At 64.3% G+C, this 15,973-nt stretch carries 15 protein-coding genes and 1 tRNA gene; 10 read left to right on the forward strand and 6 right to left on the reverse strand.

Going from position 1 to position 15,973, the window contains the following annotated elements:
- Positions 1 to 55 precede the first annotated feature (55 nt).
- Positions 56 to 1,204 carry an aromatic ring-hydroxylating oxygenase subunit alpha gene (locus ON45_RS20785; protein WP_158412116.1) on the reverse strand — a complete coding sequence of 383 codons (1,149 nt, stop codon included), beginning with the start codon at positions 1,202 to 1,204 and terminating at the stop codon, positions 56 to 58.
- A 99-nt stretch (positions 1,205 to 1,303) separates the two neighbouring features.
- Between ON45_RS20785 and ON45_RS20790 the strand changes: the two genes are divergently transcribed.
- The 6 genes from ON45_RS20790 (at position 1,304) to ON45_RS00805 (ending at position 7,369) form a co-directional block, all read left to right on the forward strand.
- Positions 1,304 to 1,891, forward strand: coding sequence for a TetR/AcrR family transcriptional regulator (locus ON45_RS20790; protein WP_051062190.1), 588 nt, complete (start codon positions 1,304 to 1,306; stop codon positions 1,889 to 1,891).
- Between the two features lie 70 nt (positions 1,892 to 1,961).
- Entirely contained in the window at positions 1,962 to 2,627 is a 666-nt protein-coding gene (locus ON45_RS22480) for a peptidoglycan-binding domain-containing protein (RefSeq protein WP_040491082.1), read from the forward strand.
- Positions 2,628 to 2,845: 218 nt separating this feature from the next.
- Entirely contained in the window at positions 2,846 to 3,535 is a 690-nt protein-coding gene (locus ON45_RS00790; protein WP_040491083.1) for a PH domain-containing protein, read from the forward strand.
- A gap of 141 nt (positions 3,536 to 3,676) precedes the next feature.
- The gene (locus ON45_RS00795) at positions 3,677 to 4,696 is read left to right on the forward strand and encodes an extracellular solute-binding protein (RefSeq protein WP_040491085.1); all 1,020 of its coding nucleotides are present in this window, start codon (positions 3,677 to 3,679) and stop codon (positions 4,694 to 4,696) included.
- Positions 4,697 to 4,709: 13 nt separating this feature from the next.
- The gene (locus ON45_RS00800) at positions 4,710 to 6,344 is read left to right on the forward strand and encodes an ABC transporter permease (protein ID WP_040491087.1); all 1,635 of its coding nucleotides are present in this window, start codon (positions 4,710 to 4,712) and stop codon (positions 6,342 to 6,344) included.
- Positions 6,341 to 7,369, forward strand: coding sequence for an ABC transporter ATP-binding protein (locus tag ON45_RS00805; protein WP_051062192.1), 1,029 nt, complete (start codon positions 6,341 to 6,343; stop codon positions 7,367 to 7,369). The genes ON45_RS00800 and ON45_RS00805 overlap by 4 nt, the downstream gene beginning before the upstream one ends.
- Positions 7,370 to 7,378: 9 nt before the next feature.
- On the opposite strand, the gene ON45_RS00810 is transcribed toward ON45_RS00805, so the two are convergent.
- On the reverse strand, positions 7,379 to 8,785 hold the full coding sequence (locus ON45_RS00810; RefSeq protein WP_040491089.1) for an aromatic ring-hydroxylating oxygenase subunit alpha: 1,407 nt from the start codon (positions 8,783 to 8,785) through the stop codon (positions 7,379 to 7,381).
- 51 nt (positions 8,786 to 8,836) lie between these two features.
- Positions 8,837 to 9,547, reverse strand: a complete 711-nt coding sequence (locus ON45_RS00815; RefSeq protein ID WP_040491090.1) for a class I SAM-dependent DNA methyltransferase — start codon at positions 9,545 to 9,547, stop codon at positions 8,837 to 8,839.
- Positions 9,548 to 10,258: 711 nt separating this feature from the next.
- Between ON45_RS00815 and ON45_RS00820 the strand changes: the two genes are divergently transcribed.
- Positions 10,259 to 10,933 carry a site-specific integrase gene (locus ON45_RS00820; protein WP_158412118.1) on the forward strand — a complete coding sequence of 225 codons (675 nt, stop codon included), beginning with the start codon at positions 10,259 to 10,261 and terminating at the stop codon, positions 10,931 to 10,933.
- A 61-nt stretch (positions 10,934 to 10,994) separates the two neighbouring features.
- Here the strand turns inward: ON45_RS00820 and ON45_RS00825 are convergent, their stop codons facing one another.
- On the reverse strand, positions 10,995 to 11,534 hold the full coding sequence (locus ON45_RS00825; protein ID WP_040491094.1) for a hypothetical protein: 540 nt from the start codon (positions 11,532 to 11,534) through the stop codon (positions 10,995 to 10,997).
- A 97-nt stretch (positions 11,535 to 11,631) separates the two neighbouring features.
- Positions 11,632 to 12,723: a DUF262 domain-containing protein gene (locus ON45_RS20795; protein ID WP_051062194.1), complete on the reverse strand. Its 1,092-nt coding sequence runs from the start codon at positions 12,721 to 12,723 to the stop codon at positions 11,632 to 11,634.
- 1,579 nt (positions 12,724 to 14,302) lie between these two features.
- Here ON45_RS20795 and ON45_RS23985 point away from each other — a divergent pair.
- Both ON45_RS23985 and ON45_RS00845 read left to right on the forward strand, forming a co-directional pair.
- Complete coding sequence (locus tag ON45_RS23985) at positions 14,303 to 14,722, forward strand: helix-turn-helix domain-containing protein (RefSeq protein WP_083913996.1); 420 nt, start codon at positions 14,303 to 14,305, stop codon at positions 14,720 to 14,722.
- Between the two features lie 233 nt (positions 14,723 to 14,955).
- Positions 14,956 to 15,186, forward strand: coding sequence for a DUF433 domain-containing protein (locus ON45_RS00845; RefSeq protein ID WP_040491097.1), 231 nt, complete (start codon positions 14,956 to 14,958; stop codon positions 15,184 to 15,186).
- A 226-nt stretch (positions 15,187 to 15,412) separates the two neighbouring features.
- Here ON45_RS00845 and ON45_RS00850 read toward each other — a convergent pair.
- Positions 15,413 to 15,486, reverse strand: a tRNA-Val gene (locus ON45_RS00850).
- Positions 15,487 to 15,552: 66 nt separating this feature from the next.
- Here ON45_RS00850 and ON45_RS00855 point away from each other — a divergent pair.
- Positions 15,553 to 15,963: a VOC family protein gene (locus ON45_RS00855; RefSeq protein WP_040491108.1), complete on the forward strand. Its 411-nt coding sequence runs from the start codon at positions 15,553 to 15,555 to the stop codon at positions 15,961 to 15,963.
- The last annotated feature ends 10 nt before the right edge of the window (positions 15,964 to 15,973 follow it).

Consider the following 15,973-nt stretch of genomic DNA (forward strand, 5'->3'; position numbering starts at 1 on the left):
CGCACGGAGCGCCGGAGAAGATCACGAGAACGGGGTTGTCGGCGGACGGGTCACGTCACCGGGACTTGCGGATCTTGCGGTCCATGTTCTCGTGGTAGTGGGCGATCTTGCATTCGCGCTCGTTGAGGACGTGACGGGTGTACCCGCTGGACCGTTTGGTCCGTTCGAGCTGCTCGTAGATCTCGATGTCCTCGCCGACGACCTTCTTCAGACCCTTCCAGTGCGCCATCGTCCGGTCGTGGTAGGCGGCGTACTCCGGGTCGTCACGGTCACCCGGATAGATCAGCTCCCAGCACAGGAACCGGGTGCGGTCGACGTCGATCGGAATCGGGTTGAAGACCTGGACGTGCTCGGGATTGCAGTTGAACACCGTGTTCGGGAACACGACGTAGTGACAGATCGCGAACCGATGGTGGTCCGGATCCTCGGCGATCTGGTCGAGCTTGTCGGATCGAGGAACGAAGCACATGTAGTTGTCGTCGACGATGTGGAACGAGGTCTGACGAGCGGCCTTCACCCACTCCGACGAGACCCCGTGCAGTTGCTTGGTGTGGTAGATCTCGTTGAATCCGTCGACGATCGCCTTGTAGCTCACCGGCACGTCCCACTCGACCACCTCGTGCAGGACCATGTCCTCCATCCGGAACCGACCGAGGTCGGCGTCGATCTCGGGCCCGATCGCATCGAGGAGCGGCTCGGCGCGGTCGGGACCGGCGAGGTTGATCCAGACCCAACCGCCCCATTCGTCGGCGGCGACGGCGGGTGACCGCAGACCGTCGAGATGCGCCTCGTCGAAGTCCTCCCGTTCGGGTACCCCGACGACGAGCCCGGTGGTGTCGTACACCCAACCGTGGTACGGGCAGGTGAACCGCCGCGCTCCGCATCCGACCTGCTCGCCGACGATCGCCGGCCCGCGATGCTGGCACACGTTGTGGAACGCGGCGAGCGAGCCGTCCTTCTGACGGGTCACGACGACCGTTTCACCGTGCCCCTCGAACGTCAACCAGTCGCCCGTACCGACGATCTGTTCCGAACGTCCGGCGACGATCCAGTGCGCTCCGAGCACGAGTTCACGTTCGAGCTCGAAGCGCACGGGGTCGCGGTACACGTCCGCGCTCATGGTCGATGGTCCGTAGTCGGGCAGCAGTTGAACGTCGCCGCCGAGCCGTACCGGCACGTCGCCCCGGGTCGGTATGTGCACCATCGATGATCCTTTCGATCGTTCGGGGGGAAGCGAATCGAGCCACCCACTCCCCCGTGACATCACATGCGTTATGTATAACAGTCGTGATACCATCGGTCAATGCCGAAGGTGGTGGACGCCGACCAACGTCGCGGCGAACTCGCGGACGCCGCAGCGCGCGTGATCGAGCGAGAGGGCATCGACGGCGCATCGCTGCGCGAGGTCGCACGCGAGGCGGGCTGGACGACCGGCGCGCTGGTGCACTACTTCGCGAACAAGCGCGAGTTGCTTGCGTTCACGCTCCAGAGTTCTCTCGATCGACGCCGCTCCCGGCACCGCGATCGATCGTCACTCCCCGCCGAGGAGGCACTCCGCGCGATGTTGTTCGAAGCATTGCCGATCTCGCGCCCGACGCGGTTGCACTGGATCGTCACCCTGGCGTTCGCGGCGCAGGCCAGCGCGGACGCCGAACTCGCAGCGATTCAACGCGATGCCTACCTGTCCTTCCGTTCGACCATCACCTCGCTGCTGCGCGACAGCGACGACACGGCACCCCGCGAGGCACTCGAACGCGAGGCGGAGCGTCTGATCGCGCTCGTCGACGGCATCGCCCTTCAGGCGCTGTTCGACCCGTTGTTGTGGACGGCCTCGAAGCAGCAACGCGCCCTCGAAGCCGGTCTGGCGCCGCGGTCGACGGCGGAACGCTGAGTTCCGGACCGATGGCGGGCACTACCGTGGGCCGTCAGTCGGAGCACGGGATGATCGTCATGGGGCGGACATGAGCAACATCGGGGGCCAGGGCGGATACCCGTACGGTGCGCCGCCGCCCGGTACACGGTCGGCAACCTCGTGGATCTGGCCGGCGCTGATGGGCATGGGAATGGTCATCGCCGCCGTGCTGGCGTTGCTCGTGGCCCTGCAACTCACCTCGGGAGACGACGACTCCCTCGGAACCGCGGACACCACGACGAGCTCCTCCTCGACGTCGCCGCCGACCACCGAGGTCGACCTCACGACGAGCATCGCGCCCGAATCGTCCGCACCCGCTCCGTCGACCGCCGCCGCGACCTCGATCGCACCAGCACCCACTCTCGCTCCGACCACGGCGGCTCCTCCCCCGGCGGTCACCGTTGCTGCTCCCCCGGCGCCCACCACAGCCCCACAGCCCGACCCGCCGCCCGTTGCGGACGACGGCAACAGCACACCGGCCGACCGGTCCTGCTCCTCCTACACGACCGACGAATCGGTCCCGGTGCGACGCTGCGCGCGAGGAGCCCTGGTCGAAGAGATCCAGAACGCGCTGCGCGCCGCTGGATTCGCGGTCGATGCAGACGGATTCTTCGGGCCGGGCACGGAGTCTGCCGTGCTCGAGTTCCAAGCCAGTCGTGAACTGGAGCAGGACGGAATCGTCGGTCCCGACACGTACGGCGCGCTGACTGGCTGACGCCCAACTCACCTCGGGAATCGAGGATCTCGTGGTGGTCGACGACGGAGTCGAACCTCGGCGGCGGTGCCTCCCGAGCGTCGCTGATCGTCGTCTCGGACAGCGGGTTCGGGGACGATTCGACCCACACCATGCTGATCGCCGTCGGGGCCGATGCCTGAGCCGCCGGAGCAGCCGACGTCACCTTCCCGCGACCGGCCGTGCAGTATCATTGCCGGATGGCAGCTTCGCAATTGGATCTGATGCCGGGAGAGAAGATGGTGCTCTCGGCGAACCCCCACTGGTGGTACTTCTGGAAACAGGTGGCCGCCGCCGCGGGGATTCTCGGACTCATCCTGCTCGCCCTGTGGGCCGACGACGGCGCACTCGACGCTGCATTCAAATGGCTCGCCGCCGTCGCATTCGTGATCCTGCTCGTCGACACCGGATACGAACTCGTGCAGTGGCGAACGACCCGGTTCGCGATCACCGATCAACGCGTGGCCTACCAGAGCGGTGTGATCCGACGGCGCGGTGTCTCGATCCCGTTGAACCGGATCAACAACGTGAACTTCGAGCAGTCGATGATCGCGCGGATGCTGGACAACGGGATCGTCACCATCGAATCGGCCGGGGAAACCGGGGACTCGGTGTTCGAGAACATCCCCAACCCCGCGAAGGTCCGCAACCTGATCTTCGCGCAGATGGAAGCCGACGAGCAGGCCGACTCGCACCGGGATGCTGCGGCGATCCGCGACGCGCTCGGTGAACGCGGCATGAGCGGTGGCGGGCAGACCTTGCCGCCTCCGGCACCAGCCGGCTCGTCGGCACACGACCGACTCGACGAACTCGACCAACTCCGACGTCAGGGGCTCGTGTCGGAAGCCGAGTTCGAGGCCAAGCGCAAGCAAATCGTCGACGACATCTGACCCGGGCGCCGAGCGTCGGCCCCGGTGTCGGCACATCCCGTGTCGGGTTCTCGTCGCGCGCGGATTCACCAAACACACGGTGCACCGTTAGGCTCACCTACTGCACGTTTCGAGATATCCCCGACTCGCACAGGAGCCCCGTTGAACACCCGGATCACGCGCACTCGCATCTCTGCCCTCGCACTCGTCGCCCTCGGGGTGTCGGCTGTCGCCTGCGGTGGTGATGACAGCGACACGCTGCAGGTCTACAGCGGACGCCACTACGGCATCGAGACCGCCTTCGAACAGTTCACCGAGGACACCGGGATCGACGTCGAGTTCCTCACCGGCAACGATGCCGAACTACGCGAGCGCATCGCGGCAGAAGGCGAGGACACGCAGGCCGACGCCTACATCACCGTCGATGCCGGCAACCTGGCCGCCGCCGCCGACGAGGACCTGTTCCGCTCGATCGACTCGCCGGTGCTCGAGGAGGCGATTCCCGAGTCGCTCCGCGATCCCGAGAACCGCTGGTTCGGTCTGGCGGTGCGCGTCCGCACCATCGTGTACAACACCGACGAGATCGACGAAGCCGACCTGCCGACGAGCTACGAGGAACTCGCCGAGCCCGAATGGGAGGGGCGCATCTGCATGCGCAACTCGACCAACGTGTACCAGCAGTCGTTGGTCGCCAGTCTGATCTCCGAACACGGCGAGGACGAAGCGCTCGCGATCGTCGAGGGCTGGGCCGACAACGCCGAGATCCTCAGCAACGACGTGCTGATCATCGAGTCGGTCGCCGATGGCCTGTGCGAGATCGGCCTCGTCAACCACTACTACCTCGGGCGTGCGCTCGAGGAGAACCCGGACCTGCCGGTCGGTCTGACCTGGGCCAACCAGGAAGATCGCGGCGTCCACGTCAACATCTCCGGGGGTGGGGTCACCACCTACTCGAAGCATCCCGAACAGGCGCAGCAGTTCCTGGAGTGGCTCGCCACCGACGGACAGGACGTGCTCGTTGCCGAGAATCACGAGTATCCGGCGAACCCCGACGTGGCCGCCGAAGAGCTGATCGCCACCGAGTTCGGCGTCGACTTCCTGCGTGACGAACTCAACGCCAGCATCTTCGGATCGCTGAACCCCGAGGCCGTCCGACTGATGGACGAGGCCGGCTACAGCTGATCTTGCGTCTCCGATGACCATTCCCTGGAGGCGCACCGGGCGCGGCGGTTGGACATGGTCGTCGGTCCTTGCCGCGCTGCTCGTCGCGGTCCCGGTGGTGATGGTCGTCGGCAGCGTGCTCCGGCCGAGCACCGACGTCTGGTCGCAGCAGTGGAGCACACGGCTGCCCGGCGAACTGCGTGACACCGCGCTGCTGCTGGTCGGCGTGGCGATCGGCACCACGGTGCTCGGAGCGGGACTGGCATGGCTGGTGTCCGCGTACCGCTTCCCCGGCTCGAAGCCGTTCGGGTGGATGCTGATCCTGCCGCTCGCGATGCCGAGCTACATCCTCGGCTTCCTGACCCTCTCGACCATCGGCCCGACCGGGCCGGTCCAGGACTGGTGGCGCGAACAGTTCGGACGCGACGCGTGGTTTCCCGACGTCGACTCGCTGTGGGGCGCCATCGCCACGTTCACGCTCGTGCTCTATCCGTACGTGTACCTGCTGTCACGGGCGGCTCTGCGCGACCAGGCCGGAGGCGCATACCAAGCTGCTCGCACGCTCGGTGCGAGTCGTTCGGAAGCCACCCGCCGCATCATCCTTCCTCTGATCCGACCGGCGATCGCCGCCGGCGGCGCCGTCGTGATGATGGAGACCCTGACCGACTTCGCCACGGTCCAGTACTTCGGGGTCGACACCGTGTCGGTCGGCGTGTTCCGCGTGTGGCGCGGCACCTACGACCGCAACGCGGCGGCCGAGATCGCGACGCTGGTTCTTGCATTCGCCCTGCTCGCGATCGGCCTCGAACGGATCGCGCGGGGGCGGGCACGGTTCGGTCAGTCGGGTGGTGCCGGCGCCGGCATCGAACCGACCCAACTGCGCGGCTGGCGCGCCGCGGCGGCGGTCGCGACGTGCCTCGCCGTGATCCTCGCGGCATTCGCCGGGCCCGTGGTGCGGCTCGCCGCATGGGCGATCCAGGAGCAGCGCAGCGACCGCGGCACACCCCAACTCGACCAGTACCCGGACTACCTCTGGAACAGCGTGCAGCTCGTGATCTTCGCAGTGCTCGCGTGCACGGCCGTCGCCGTCGTGCTGGCCAACGCGCAGCGGTTCGGTCGGCCACGGATCACCAAGTTGTCGAGCCGCATCACGGCGATGGGCTACGCGGTTCCAGGTCCCGTGGTCGGGATCGGCGTGATCCTCGCCGTGGTCGCTCTCGACGACGCGCTCGGTTGGATCGGGCTCGAACTCCCCGGCGCGGTTGCGACCGGGTCGATCCTCGTGCTCGTGTACGCCTACTTCATCCGATTCCTCGCACCCGGTCTCGGCGCAGTGGAGTCCGGGATCGGGCAGGTGTCCGACGAGATGACCGCGTCCGCCCGGACGCTCGGCTCGGGTTCGATCGACACGATGCGGCGCGTCCACGTGCCGTTGATGCGATCGTCGTTCGTCGTCGCGGCGGTGCTCGTCGGTGTGGACGCTCTCAAGGAGCTGCCGATCGTGCTCCTCCTGCGACCGTTCGGCTTCGATACCCTCCCGGTGTGGGTGTACAACCTCGCGTCGGAATCGAGATATCAGCAGGCCGCGCTTCCGGCGTTGTCGATCATCGCGGTTGCCCTGCTTCCCGTCATGCTGCTGGCCCGCCAGCTCGACCGTCCTGACCCATGAGCACGTCAGCGCTCCGGGTGGGCGGGGTCACGAAACGTTTCGGTGAGGTCGTCGCGGTCGATGACGTCTCCTTCGACGTCGCCGACACCGAGTTGCTGGCGCTGGTCGGGCCGAGCGGGTGCGGGAAGTCCACGTTGCTCAGACTGATCGCCGGACTGTTCCCGTCGGACGGTGGGGTGATCGAACTCGACGGCGTCGTGGCCGACGACGAGCACACTTCGCTGCCGCCCGAGAAGCGTCGGGTCGGCCTCGTGTTCCAGGAACACGCGCTGTTTCCGCATCTCTCCGTCGCGAAGAACGTCGGATTCGGCGTCCGCGCCTCGACGAGCGAACGCAACAGTCGAGTCTCGGAGATGCTCGACCTGGTCGGCATGTCGGGGTACACGGACCGCTTTCCCCACGAACTTTCGGGCGGCGAGCGCCAACGCGTCGCACTCGCGCGGGCGCTCGCACCGCGCCCGGCCTTGATGCTCCTCGACGAGCCGTTCGCCAGTCTGGATCCGAACCTGCGGGTGCAGATTCGTGACGACGTCGTCGACATCCTTCGCTCCACCCGAACCCCGGCTGTCTTCGTGACCCACGACCAGAACGAAGCGCTCGCGGTCGGCGATCGTGTCGCGGTGATGAACGCAGGGCGGGTTGCTCAACTCGACACGCCCGAGCAGATCTTTCATCGGCCGGCGAGCCGTTTCGTCGCGTCGTTCATGGGCGAGGCCGATTTCTTGTCCCCCGCTGACGTCCGTGATGGACTCGGCGGACACGAGTTCGTTGCGACCGACGTCGACCCTGCCGATTCCGGTGACCTGATGGTTCGCCCCGACGACATCGAGTTCGAGCCGTCGGCCGATGGCGGAGCGACGGTCACCGGTGTCGAGTTCCGCGGGTCGTCACGGTGCTACACGCTGCAGTTGCGCTCGGGAGCGACGGTCCGCTCGCTCCGTTCACATCTCGTCGACACCCCGATCGACACTCACGTGCGGCCCAGTCTCGTCCCGGGACATCGCCCGGTCCCGATCGCCGACTGACCGTCGGCGTCACGAGTCGGGGTCGTAGCCACCCGCACGCAGGAGGTCGTCCACCCGGCGCTGGAGGTGTCGGACGCGTGACTCCTGGTAGTTGCCGAGCGTCTGGCCGCGCTTGTGGCTCGCCCGGAACCCCCGGGTCTGCGCCGCCATGTTCGCCGTGTCCTGGTCGTAGACGCGACCGAGACCGCCGAGCCCTGCCGCCAACGTGTAGCTCTCGTCGATGTCGATCTCGATCACCTCGGGAGGCATCGGCGCGGCGCCTTCGACCGGGCGTGGACGCAGGATCAACAGGTCGAAGTAGCTGATGTCGAGATCGTCGGGGTCCGGTCGGAAGCGATACACCATCGGCAGCGACAGACCGGGGAAGAAGAATGCATTCGGGAAACAGAAGTATTCGATCGAATCGAGCGTGAGCGACTCGCTCAGCTCCGAGAAGTCGTGGCCGTACTTCTCCCCCATCTGTTCCTGCACCATTCGGGCGTAGAAGTCCCGAGCGCGCACGTTGTCGGGGAGCTCGAGCGCCTCTTCGCCGCTGCGCAGGTTGCGCGTCATGTGGGCGAAGATCTCCTGCTCGGTTCTCGGACTCGGGCGCTGTGGGCTGTCGAGACCGGTCGTGTGGATGAAGCGCGACACGTTCGGTTCGAAGATGTCGTATTGCGTCGTGACCTCGTCGCCGAGCTTGCCGCTCGCGTGGGTTTCGCGCACGTGGTACGCCTCGAGAAAAGCCTCGATCGCCGCCTTCCAGTTGCACGGCAACCGCTTGCGGACGTGAGTCTCGATGTAGCGGTCCTCGAAACCGAACTCGGTGAAGTGATCGTCGAGCACACCGACCCATTCCGCGAGCGGTTCCGCGTCGCGGTCGAAGTTGACCCACACGAACCCGGCGAACTCGCCGACCGGCATCTCCGCCAGTCGATGGGACTCGTCGCCGACGTGAGGGAAGTCCCAGCGGTCGGGAAGGTCGATCAGCTGACCGTCGAGCGACCAGGTCCAGCCGTGGAACGGGCACCGCAGTTGCTTGGCGAACCCGCAGCTGTTCGGTGGTCGGAGTTGGGTCCCTCGGTGCATACAGGCGTTGAAGTAGGCCTTGATCTCGCCGTCGTCGGTCCGCAGGATGAGCGCCGACAAGTGCCCGATGTCGTAGACGTAGTAGTCGCCCGCTTCGGGGATGTGGTCGGTGTGGCACGCCCATTGCCACGACTTCGGCCACACGTGTTCGAACTCGGCCGCGGCGTAGTCGGGCGAGATGTAGTTGCGGTACGGGACGTCGGCATCACCGAGGAAGACCGGCGACTCGACCAGCAACGGATCGGGCGGGCGAGTGGGATCGTCGAGCAGTTGTTCGTGCAATGTCGGACCCGGTGCTCGCGCCACGCCGGGTGTCGACGTGTCCGACGCATCGTTCGTGGCGGTCATGAACCGACGGTACCGATCGTTCGACGACGACCGAGAGCCGGGCGACGGAGCTCAGTTCGTCCGCGACCATCGCAGGCCGATGAGGCTCGGGATGTTCTCCTGCCCGTGGAGGTCGGGAAATCGAGCGATGGCGTCGGCGCTGGGGCCACGCTCGATCAACCGCTCGAGAGACCAGCCTGACGACGCAGCGTCCGACAGCAGCGTGGCGAGCGACCGATGGAAGATCCGGATCGGGTGGGCGCCGGCCCATTCCGTCCACGAGCCCGACGTCAGGTACGACCCCCACTTCCAGAGCACCTGCCCCTCCGGATCGGCGAGCGGTTCGGAGTGTGGAGCCGTTGCCGCCGGGTGATTCATCACTGCGACGAGGTGCCCACCGGGACGGACCGCCTCCGCCACGCTGCGGAAGAGGGCCACGTGATCCTCGAGCATGTCGATCACCCCGCATGCGACCGCTCGATCGAAAGAGTGCGGACGTACCCACGACAGGTCGGGCAGACACGCGCGGACGACCGGGCCGACCTGCGCGGCGTGGTGCAGCAGCTCCGTGGACAGGTCGGTCCCGACGATCTCGCCACCGAGTCGACGCATGACCTGGCCTTCGCCGCATCCCAGGTCGATCGTTCGGCCCCCCGTCCCTCCCACGAGGTCCTCGAGCACGCCGAGCGTGTCCGACGATTGTGTGGGATCGTCGCGCACCGCATCGATCCACCAGTCGGCGATCCCGTCCCAATCGCTCAGAGACTCCCGGCGCTCGCTCATCAGCCGCCATCTTGGCGCGGAATGCGCACCACTCAACGCGTCCGAGTCCGGTGGCGCACAGGGACTCGGACCTCCGACATCTTCCTTGTAAGCCTGATCCGGCGTGTTCCTCGTCGTTCGCCGCTGTCCGTGAGTAGTCGATCTACCAGGCTATTTGTCAATCGACGTTCGAGGCGGTTCGCTGGGATGCCCCCAGGGACGGGTCCCGGACGCGACATCGTTCCAGGATGAGTCGTCGACCCGCGGTGACGGAGCGCTGTTCTTCGACATCCCGAGCAAGCGCTGAATCAGCCCTGTGACCGTCGACAGGACACGGCACAAGGTGTCCGCAGTCACCAAGTCCGAAGCCGTCGCAAACTCGCCGACCTCCGCGCTCACGTCGACGCCGGCCGCCCCGTCACTCCCGGCAACCTCACCGTCGGCGATCTCACCGTCGGCGATCTCGTCGACCTGTGGTTCGAGAAGGGACTCCCGTCGCGCAACCTTCAGCCGGGATCGGTCGCCTCACACGATTGGGCCCGGAAGATCATCCTCGAAGACATCGGCCACAAGCGCCTCAAGACGCTCTCCCCCGACGACGTCGAGGTCATGTTCCGTCGCCGCTGTGATGCGGGTTTGTCGAAGTCGTCGCTCTCGAAGATTCGCACGACGCTCCGGATCGCGTTGCAATGGGCTGAACGACGCGAGATCGTATTCCGCAACGTGGCAACGGTGAGTGAGCTGCCGCCCGATGCGGCACCCTCTACCCCGCTCAAATCGATGACGAGTGAGCAGGTGCGTGCGTTCCTGAGTGCGTCGGAGGGCACACACCTCGATGCGATGTGGCGCATCATGGCGTTCCTCGGCGTGCGACCTGGCGAGGCTGCTGGCCTGTCGTGGGACGACGTCGACTTCGCCAATCAGCTCATCCACATCCGCCGAGCGCTCAAGCGCGGCGCCTCGGGTGAGTTGTTCATCGGCGCGCCGAAGACGATGCAGTCGGTCCGCTCACTCGATGCACCAGCAGAGGTGTTCGACGCACTCCGTGTCCGCAAACGCGTCCAGAACATCGAGCGGCTCGCTGCCGGCAAGGTGTGGACGAACGAGGAGGGCCTCGTGTTCACGACCTCGGTCGGCACCCCCACCGATCCGGCGAAGAACCGCAAGGAGTTCGATCAGGTCGTCAAGACCGCCGGCCTTGCGCCCGAGTGGTCGCCGAATTCGCTTCGCCACACCGCCGCGTCCCTACTCTCGGACGCAGGCGTCGCCCTTGAAATCGTCGCCGACCAGCTCGGCCACAAGGACACCCGCATGGCCTCACTCCACTACCGCCACCGCGTCCGACCGGCCGTGTCCGGTGGAACGATGATGCGGCAACTGCTGACCAGCGTCGAAGCGTCCACCTGATCTCGCCTACCGCCGACCAATACATATTCGACGACCACGCCCGAAGATCGAACAAGCAAGCTCATGCCATCATGTCAACGATCGATTGCAGATCGAAGAGCCAGTCGACGACGAGTTCGTCGATGTCTCTTGAATGCAATAGAACATCGGTTGGATGACCACCCAGAATGCTCAGTTGCCGTCCAACCCCTAGCGCTTTCAGCGCAGTATCCTGGCCCCGGTGGGCATAGAAGTTGCGGAATACGGGCAACCGGTGCACGGCCTGGCTATCGGCCGACAGTGCGGCCTCGACCTGCGAGACGTTCTTCGCTGACACCGAACGCAGCGATCGAATGAGTTCGGCTGGGACCTTCCAGTCAAGCTCCTCCCGGGGCGTCCGCGTCGTTCGATGCGGATACTTGTAGTAGAACGCGCGATCAATCGCCTCATCATGCGTACGCATGCGGTCCCCGCTTTCGACTACTCGTTCTCCGTCCGCACCTCTGGCTCCTAGTGCGCTTGACAGGAACAGATAGCGGCAGAAGCGGTCGTAGGAGTTCATCGCCTCGATAACGGATCGCGCCACGAGGGCGTCTTGCGCCCGACGATCCAGACCCTGCATCGAGAGGAGTCCAACAATCGTACGATCAAGATCAGCTACGTGTCGGCGCTTGAGCCGGGGGAGGAACGAAACAGTGCGCACGTAGGCGTTTGTTCACCTAGACGGTGAACGCGTCGTAGAAGTAGCGAAATCGAATTGCCCGCTTCGTGACAGTGTTGGTTCCGCTGGACGATGCTCGAGCAAAGTGTTTCAAATCTGAGATATCAACGTTCCAACTCGGGCTCGGTCCATTCTCGTCGTCATCTTCGTCGTCGTCATTTCCGTCCGAGTCGCTTTCGTAATCTTCGAGTGAGTCCTCGTAGTCCTCTCCAGCTTCCGCAACCTCAGCGAGCTCCTGAAGGCGAGCCAAGACGTCCGATCGGTCCGCTCGCGAGGCGCTCGACGGAGCCAACTCCGACAACGCCGGAATTTCGGTCTGAAAGTGGGCCACGGCCAGCAGCAGCGAATAGAACTGCGCGGGTTTCATCAGCGGGCCGGCGTGGATCTCGGGAAAGGATAGAATGAAGTCCATGGCGTCGTCGATTCTTCGCTCGTAGTCCTCCTCGAGATCGAAGACACTGTCGTGCCGGCCATACATGTCGTCTAGTTCGCGTGGGCTGCTGGTGCGAATTCCCTTTTCGAATGCGAGCGTGATCTCAGTAAAAAGCTTGGCGTCAGCCATTCTAAACGTTTGACGCTGCGACAGAACACCGATCTCGATCAGGACTTCGTCGTACGCAGACGCCAAACCATTGATGAACCACTTGAACGGCCCCTGGAAACGGGCGTGCCGCTTCTCTTCGTGGTTTAGGGGAACGTTGTAGGAATTGACGCGGCGGAACATCTCCCGAATTTCATCTTGGGTAGCGGCGACAAATGTGTCTACCGGAACACCATAGCTCATAAACGCGCTCTGAAGTTCTTCAGGCAGCTGCGAATACCTCTTTCCTCGGGCTTCCTCCAGACCAAGTTTGCTTGAAAGTCGGAAGTTGTCGTTGTAGAAGTCGAGGATCGCCATACTACGCTGTTGACCATCGATGATCTCGTAGACCGTCTTCCGCGTTTTTAGGCTAGTTCGCTGATGCAAGGCGAGTTTCGGCATGGGGTAGCCGAGCAGAATCGTCTCGATAAGAAAGCTCTTAGCCGCCGGAGGCCAAACCTGGGAACTACGTTGATAATCACGATTCACGGTGATCTCTTCGCTAACCATCCGAGAACAGTACTCAGCGACGGTTGGTTGTGTCGGATTGATTTGCATGGCTCGAAACCTCTAGAATCCCTAGGCGTGTCTCATCTGGATGACGCTCTCCACAGCAGCGTGATTAGATCGATACTTCCTCGATCGAGGGTTGGAAGCGGCGAGCGTTCGAGGGACTGGAAAATCACTCCGCTTGCAATGGGCCCAACCGTGGCTGGAGCCGATGCTCGCCACAAGGAACGCTAGATCAATGTGCAGATCCTTGTAGAACGAGTCCTGGACTACGAGGATACACGTACCCTTGTCCTTCGTGACGCGCCGCAGTTCGCGTAGGGAAGCGTCAGTCTGAACAAAATACTGCGCAAAATACTTATAGTAGTAGTTACTCGACGCCTTGCTCGGGTGATCGCGAATCCGGTGGAGGACGTCTTGAACAGGCACAGGCAACTGTGCGACCGTGCATTCCGCCAGGACTCCATCCATCATCGTTGTCCCTAGCATCGACCTTCGGAGCGAGCGAACCTGGCCTCCGCTACAACCCAGCACAGCCAACTCTGGGCTAGTGGCTTGCACATAATCTATTCGCGTGAGGTACGGAGGTGACGAAACCACGGCATCGAAGATCCCGTCACCGAAGGGCAGCGAGGATGCGTTGCCGACTACCACGGTCGCCTCCCGTCGCTCGTTCTTGGGGATCGAGTCGGACATGATCCGAATGCTCTGTGAGAGGAATTCGACCAGAATCGAGTCAAGTTTCGGGCGCGGGCGGCTTTGAGGATTCTTGGGTGGTTTGATCCACGTGGGATTCGATCGCGTAAGGAACTCGAGCCGGCTTCGGACAGTATTGAACAACGCGACATATAACGCCGCTGCGATATCCGAGGACGCATCAACGACTTCGACAGCCGATCGTCCGGGTGCCCGGTTCTCTACGTCGACAAGGAGTCGTCGGATTGAAGACTCAATCGACCGGATCGCTTTACTTCCCGAAACAGAGAACCAAACCCGCAGTGGATCATCTTCTGCTAACTCTACGTCGCCGTACTGTTTCGCCGCCGCCTCGGCCACCTCACTAGACAAAGCCGGAATACTTTTGGCGGTAAGTTCGGACAGTAGCCGAGACTTCGCGACGAGAACCAACACGGGGTTTAGATCAACTCCGGTCGACGAGACGCCTGCGCGCGCAGCCTCAACGGTTGTGGTGCCACTCCCATTCCACGGGTCGAGGACCTGCGCAGATCGATCGAGATTTAGCCCCGCAAGGGTGTCGCGTGCAAAGCCTGCAGAAAAGCCGGCGTAGTACCGCTGCCAATGAGCCGTGCGGGCGCTGACCGTGAGCTTCGGACTTCGCATCGCTGCGAACGCTAGCCGGACATCGCTACCGAGCCGCGGTGCGCCGCGCCGATGCTCCTCGAAACACTGAAAGCACTAGGTCTCAGTCGTTGTTCGGTCGACCGGGAGGGCTCGCGCACCGGCAACGCTCGCGGGCGGGCGGCTGACGCCGACTTGGAGTGGGAGCCAGTGCACCAACCCGGTAATAGTCTGTGTGTTTCACTTTCCGGGTCCGGCAGCAACGACTCACACCCGGTGTATGAATCGCCGATCCCGCTGGCCCCGTGACCCTCGCTCGCGGTCCGGGCCCCGAAGCCGCTCCGGGTTTCTTTCTCCACTTCACTTACTTCGCTCCCGTTGGGCGAGCGTGGAGGCAAAAAGCGACACAGCGACGATCGGGTTTGGTGAGGCCCGGCCGCTGCTCGTGTCGGCGAAAGAAGCTGCAGCGCTACTCGGCATCGGGCGCACGATGCTCTACGAGCTGATCGGCCGGGGTGAGCTCGTACCGGTGCACATCGGTCGATGCGTCCGGTTCAGAGTGCGAGAGCTGGAGTCGTTCGTTGATCGTCTGGTCGTCGAGACAAACGACGACGCGCAACTGGGCGTCAGTTCGGTGAGGCAAGGCAGTGCTCTCGACCGGCGGCGAACACGATCGCAGCTCGCACGTGATCGAGGGTGAGGTCGAGAAGTCCACGAAGATCTCCGTTGCGGCGGCGAGGCTTCGCTGACTCGACAACAGCAATTCGGGTGCCGACGAAGCGGGGCTTGTCGCGGCCTCACCCGCCCGCTGATCGATCAGGGGCCCAGGTTCATGGACGCGCCACAGGCCTGGAGATGACCGTCGGACCTGGAGATGACCGTCAGGCCGATACGTCGCCAGGTGGCGGTCGGGCTGATCTGTACTTTGGAGCGATGGAGTTCGTTCGCATCACGACGTCACCGGACAAGATGGGCGGTGTTCCATGTATCCGCGATCTCCGGTTCCCTGTGGCGACGGTCGTCGCAATGATCGCTGACGGCATGACGAATGACGAGATTCTTCGTGAGCATCCCGACCTCGAACTCGGTGACATCTCAGAGGCGCTCCACCACGCGGCACTCGCCGTCCAGGAGCGCAAGCTCCCTCTTCGCTTGCCGGCGTGAAGATTCTCCTCACCAGAATCAGTGACGCGATCGAGTCCGAGCTCATCTCCGGGGCGCTCGTAGTGTTCGACGGTGATCGCATCCGAATCCGCGCGTTGCCGATCAATCCACGCAAGGCGGCGCCCTGCCGATAAATGGCGTCCCGGAGGGTCCCCGTTAAGGTCCTACCGCCACTCACACTTGACACTCACACTGCTGAAGTAGCGATCTACCAGGGCTCATGCGGTGGGCGCAGAGGGATTCGAACCCCCGACATCTTCCTTGTAAGGGAAGCGCTCTAGCCAACTGAGCTATGCGCCCGACGGGTTGCGAGCGTAGCGGCGTGTCCGGCCCGGCCAGCCGCCACGACAGATGTACCGTCGGGCCATGACACCGCGTCTCGACATGATCGGCATCGTCGCCCAGGACCTCGCTGCCTCGCTCGCCTTCTATCGGCAGCTCGGGCTCGACATCCCCGAGAGCGCCGACAACGAACCACACGTCGAGGTCACGCTGCCGAACGGTCTCCGGCTCGCCTGGGATCCTGTCTCCACGATCACCTCGTTCGACGATTCGTGGACCGCTCCGAGCGGGTCGCCGCGAGTCGCGCTCGCGTTCCTGTGCGACTCCGCGACCGACGTCGACGCGGTGCACTCCGAGCTGGTGGCTGCGGGTCACCACAGCCATCTCGCGCCGTTCGACGCCCCGTGGGGCCAGCGATACGCGACTGTCCACGACCCCGACGGCAACGGCGTGGACCTGTTCGCACCGCTCGAGACCGTGCCATCCGGTGTCTGACACCGGATGG

Source organism: Ilumatobacter nonamiensis YM16-303 (assembly GCF_000350145.1).
Lineage (GTDB): Bacteria > Actinomycetota > Acidimicrobiia > Acidimicrobiales > Ilumatobacteraceae > Ilumatobacter_A > Ilumatobacter_A nonamiensis.

Bases quoted from the DNA above. Each gene is read 5' to 3' on its own strand.
- ON45_RS00800 (WP_040491087.1), top strand. From the start codon at position 4,710: ATGACCATTCCCTGGAGGCGCACCGGGCGCGGCGGTTGGACATGGTCG.
- ON45_RS20785 (WP_158412116.1), bottom strand. From the start codon at position 1,204: ATGGTGCACATACCGACCCGGGGCGACGTGCCGGTACGGCTCGGCGGC.
- ON45_RS00810 (WP_040491089.1), bottom strand. From the start codon at position 8,785: ATGACCGCCACGAACGATGCGTCGGACACGTCGACACCCGGCGTGGCG.
- ON45_RS00815 (WP_040491090.1), bottom strand. From the start codon at position 9,547: ATGAGCGAGCGCCGGGAGTCTCTGAGCGATTGGGACGGGATCGCCGAC.
- ON45_RS00825 (WP_040491094.1), bottom strand. From the start codon at position 11,534: ATGCAGGGTCTGGATCGTCGGGCGCAAGACGCCCTCGTGGCGCGATCC.
- ON45_RS20795 (WP_051062194.1), bottom strand. From the start codon at position 12,723: ATGGTTAGCGAAGAGATCACCGTGAATCGTGATTATCAACGTAGTTCC.
- ON45_RS20790 (WP_051062190.1), top strand. From the start codon at position 1,304: ATGCCGAAGGTGGTGGACGCCGACCAACGTCGCGGCGAACTCGCGGAC.
- ON45_RS23985 (WP_083913996.1), top strand. From the start codon at position 14,303: ATGAATCGCCGATCCCGCTGGCCCCGTGACCCTCGCTCGCGGTCCGGG.
- ON45_RS00845 (WP_040491097.1), top strand. From the start codon at position 14,956: ATGGAGTTCGTTCGCATCACGACGTCACCGGACAAGATGGGCGGTGTT.
- ON45_RS00790 (WP_040491083.1), top strand. From the start codon at position 2,846: ATGGCAGCTTCGCAATTGGATCTGATGCCGGGAGAGAAGATGGTGCTC.
- ON45_RS00855 (WP_040491108.1), top strand. From the start codon at position 15,553: ATGACACCGCGTCTCGACATGATCGGCATCGTCGCCCAGGACCTCGCT.
- ON45_RS22480 (WP_040491082.1), top strand. From the start codon at position 1,962: ATGAGCAACATCGGGGGCCAGGGCGGATACCCGTACGGTGCGCCGCCG.
- ON45_RS00805 (WP_051062192.1), top strand. From the start codon at position 6,341: ATGAGCACGTCAGCGCTCCGGGTGGGCGGGGTCACGAAACGTTTCGGT.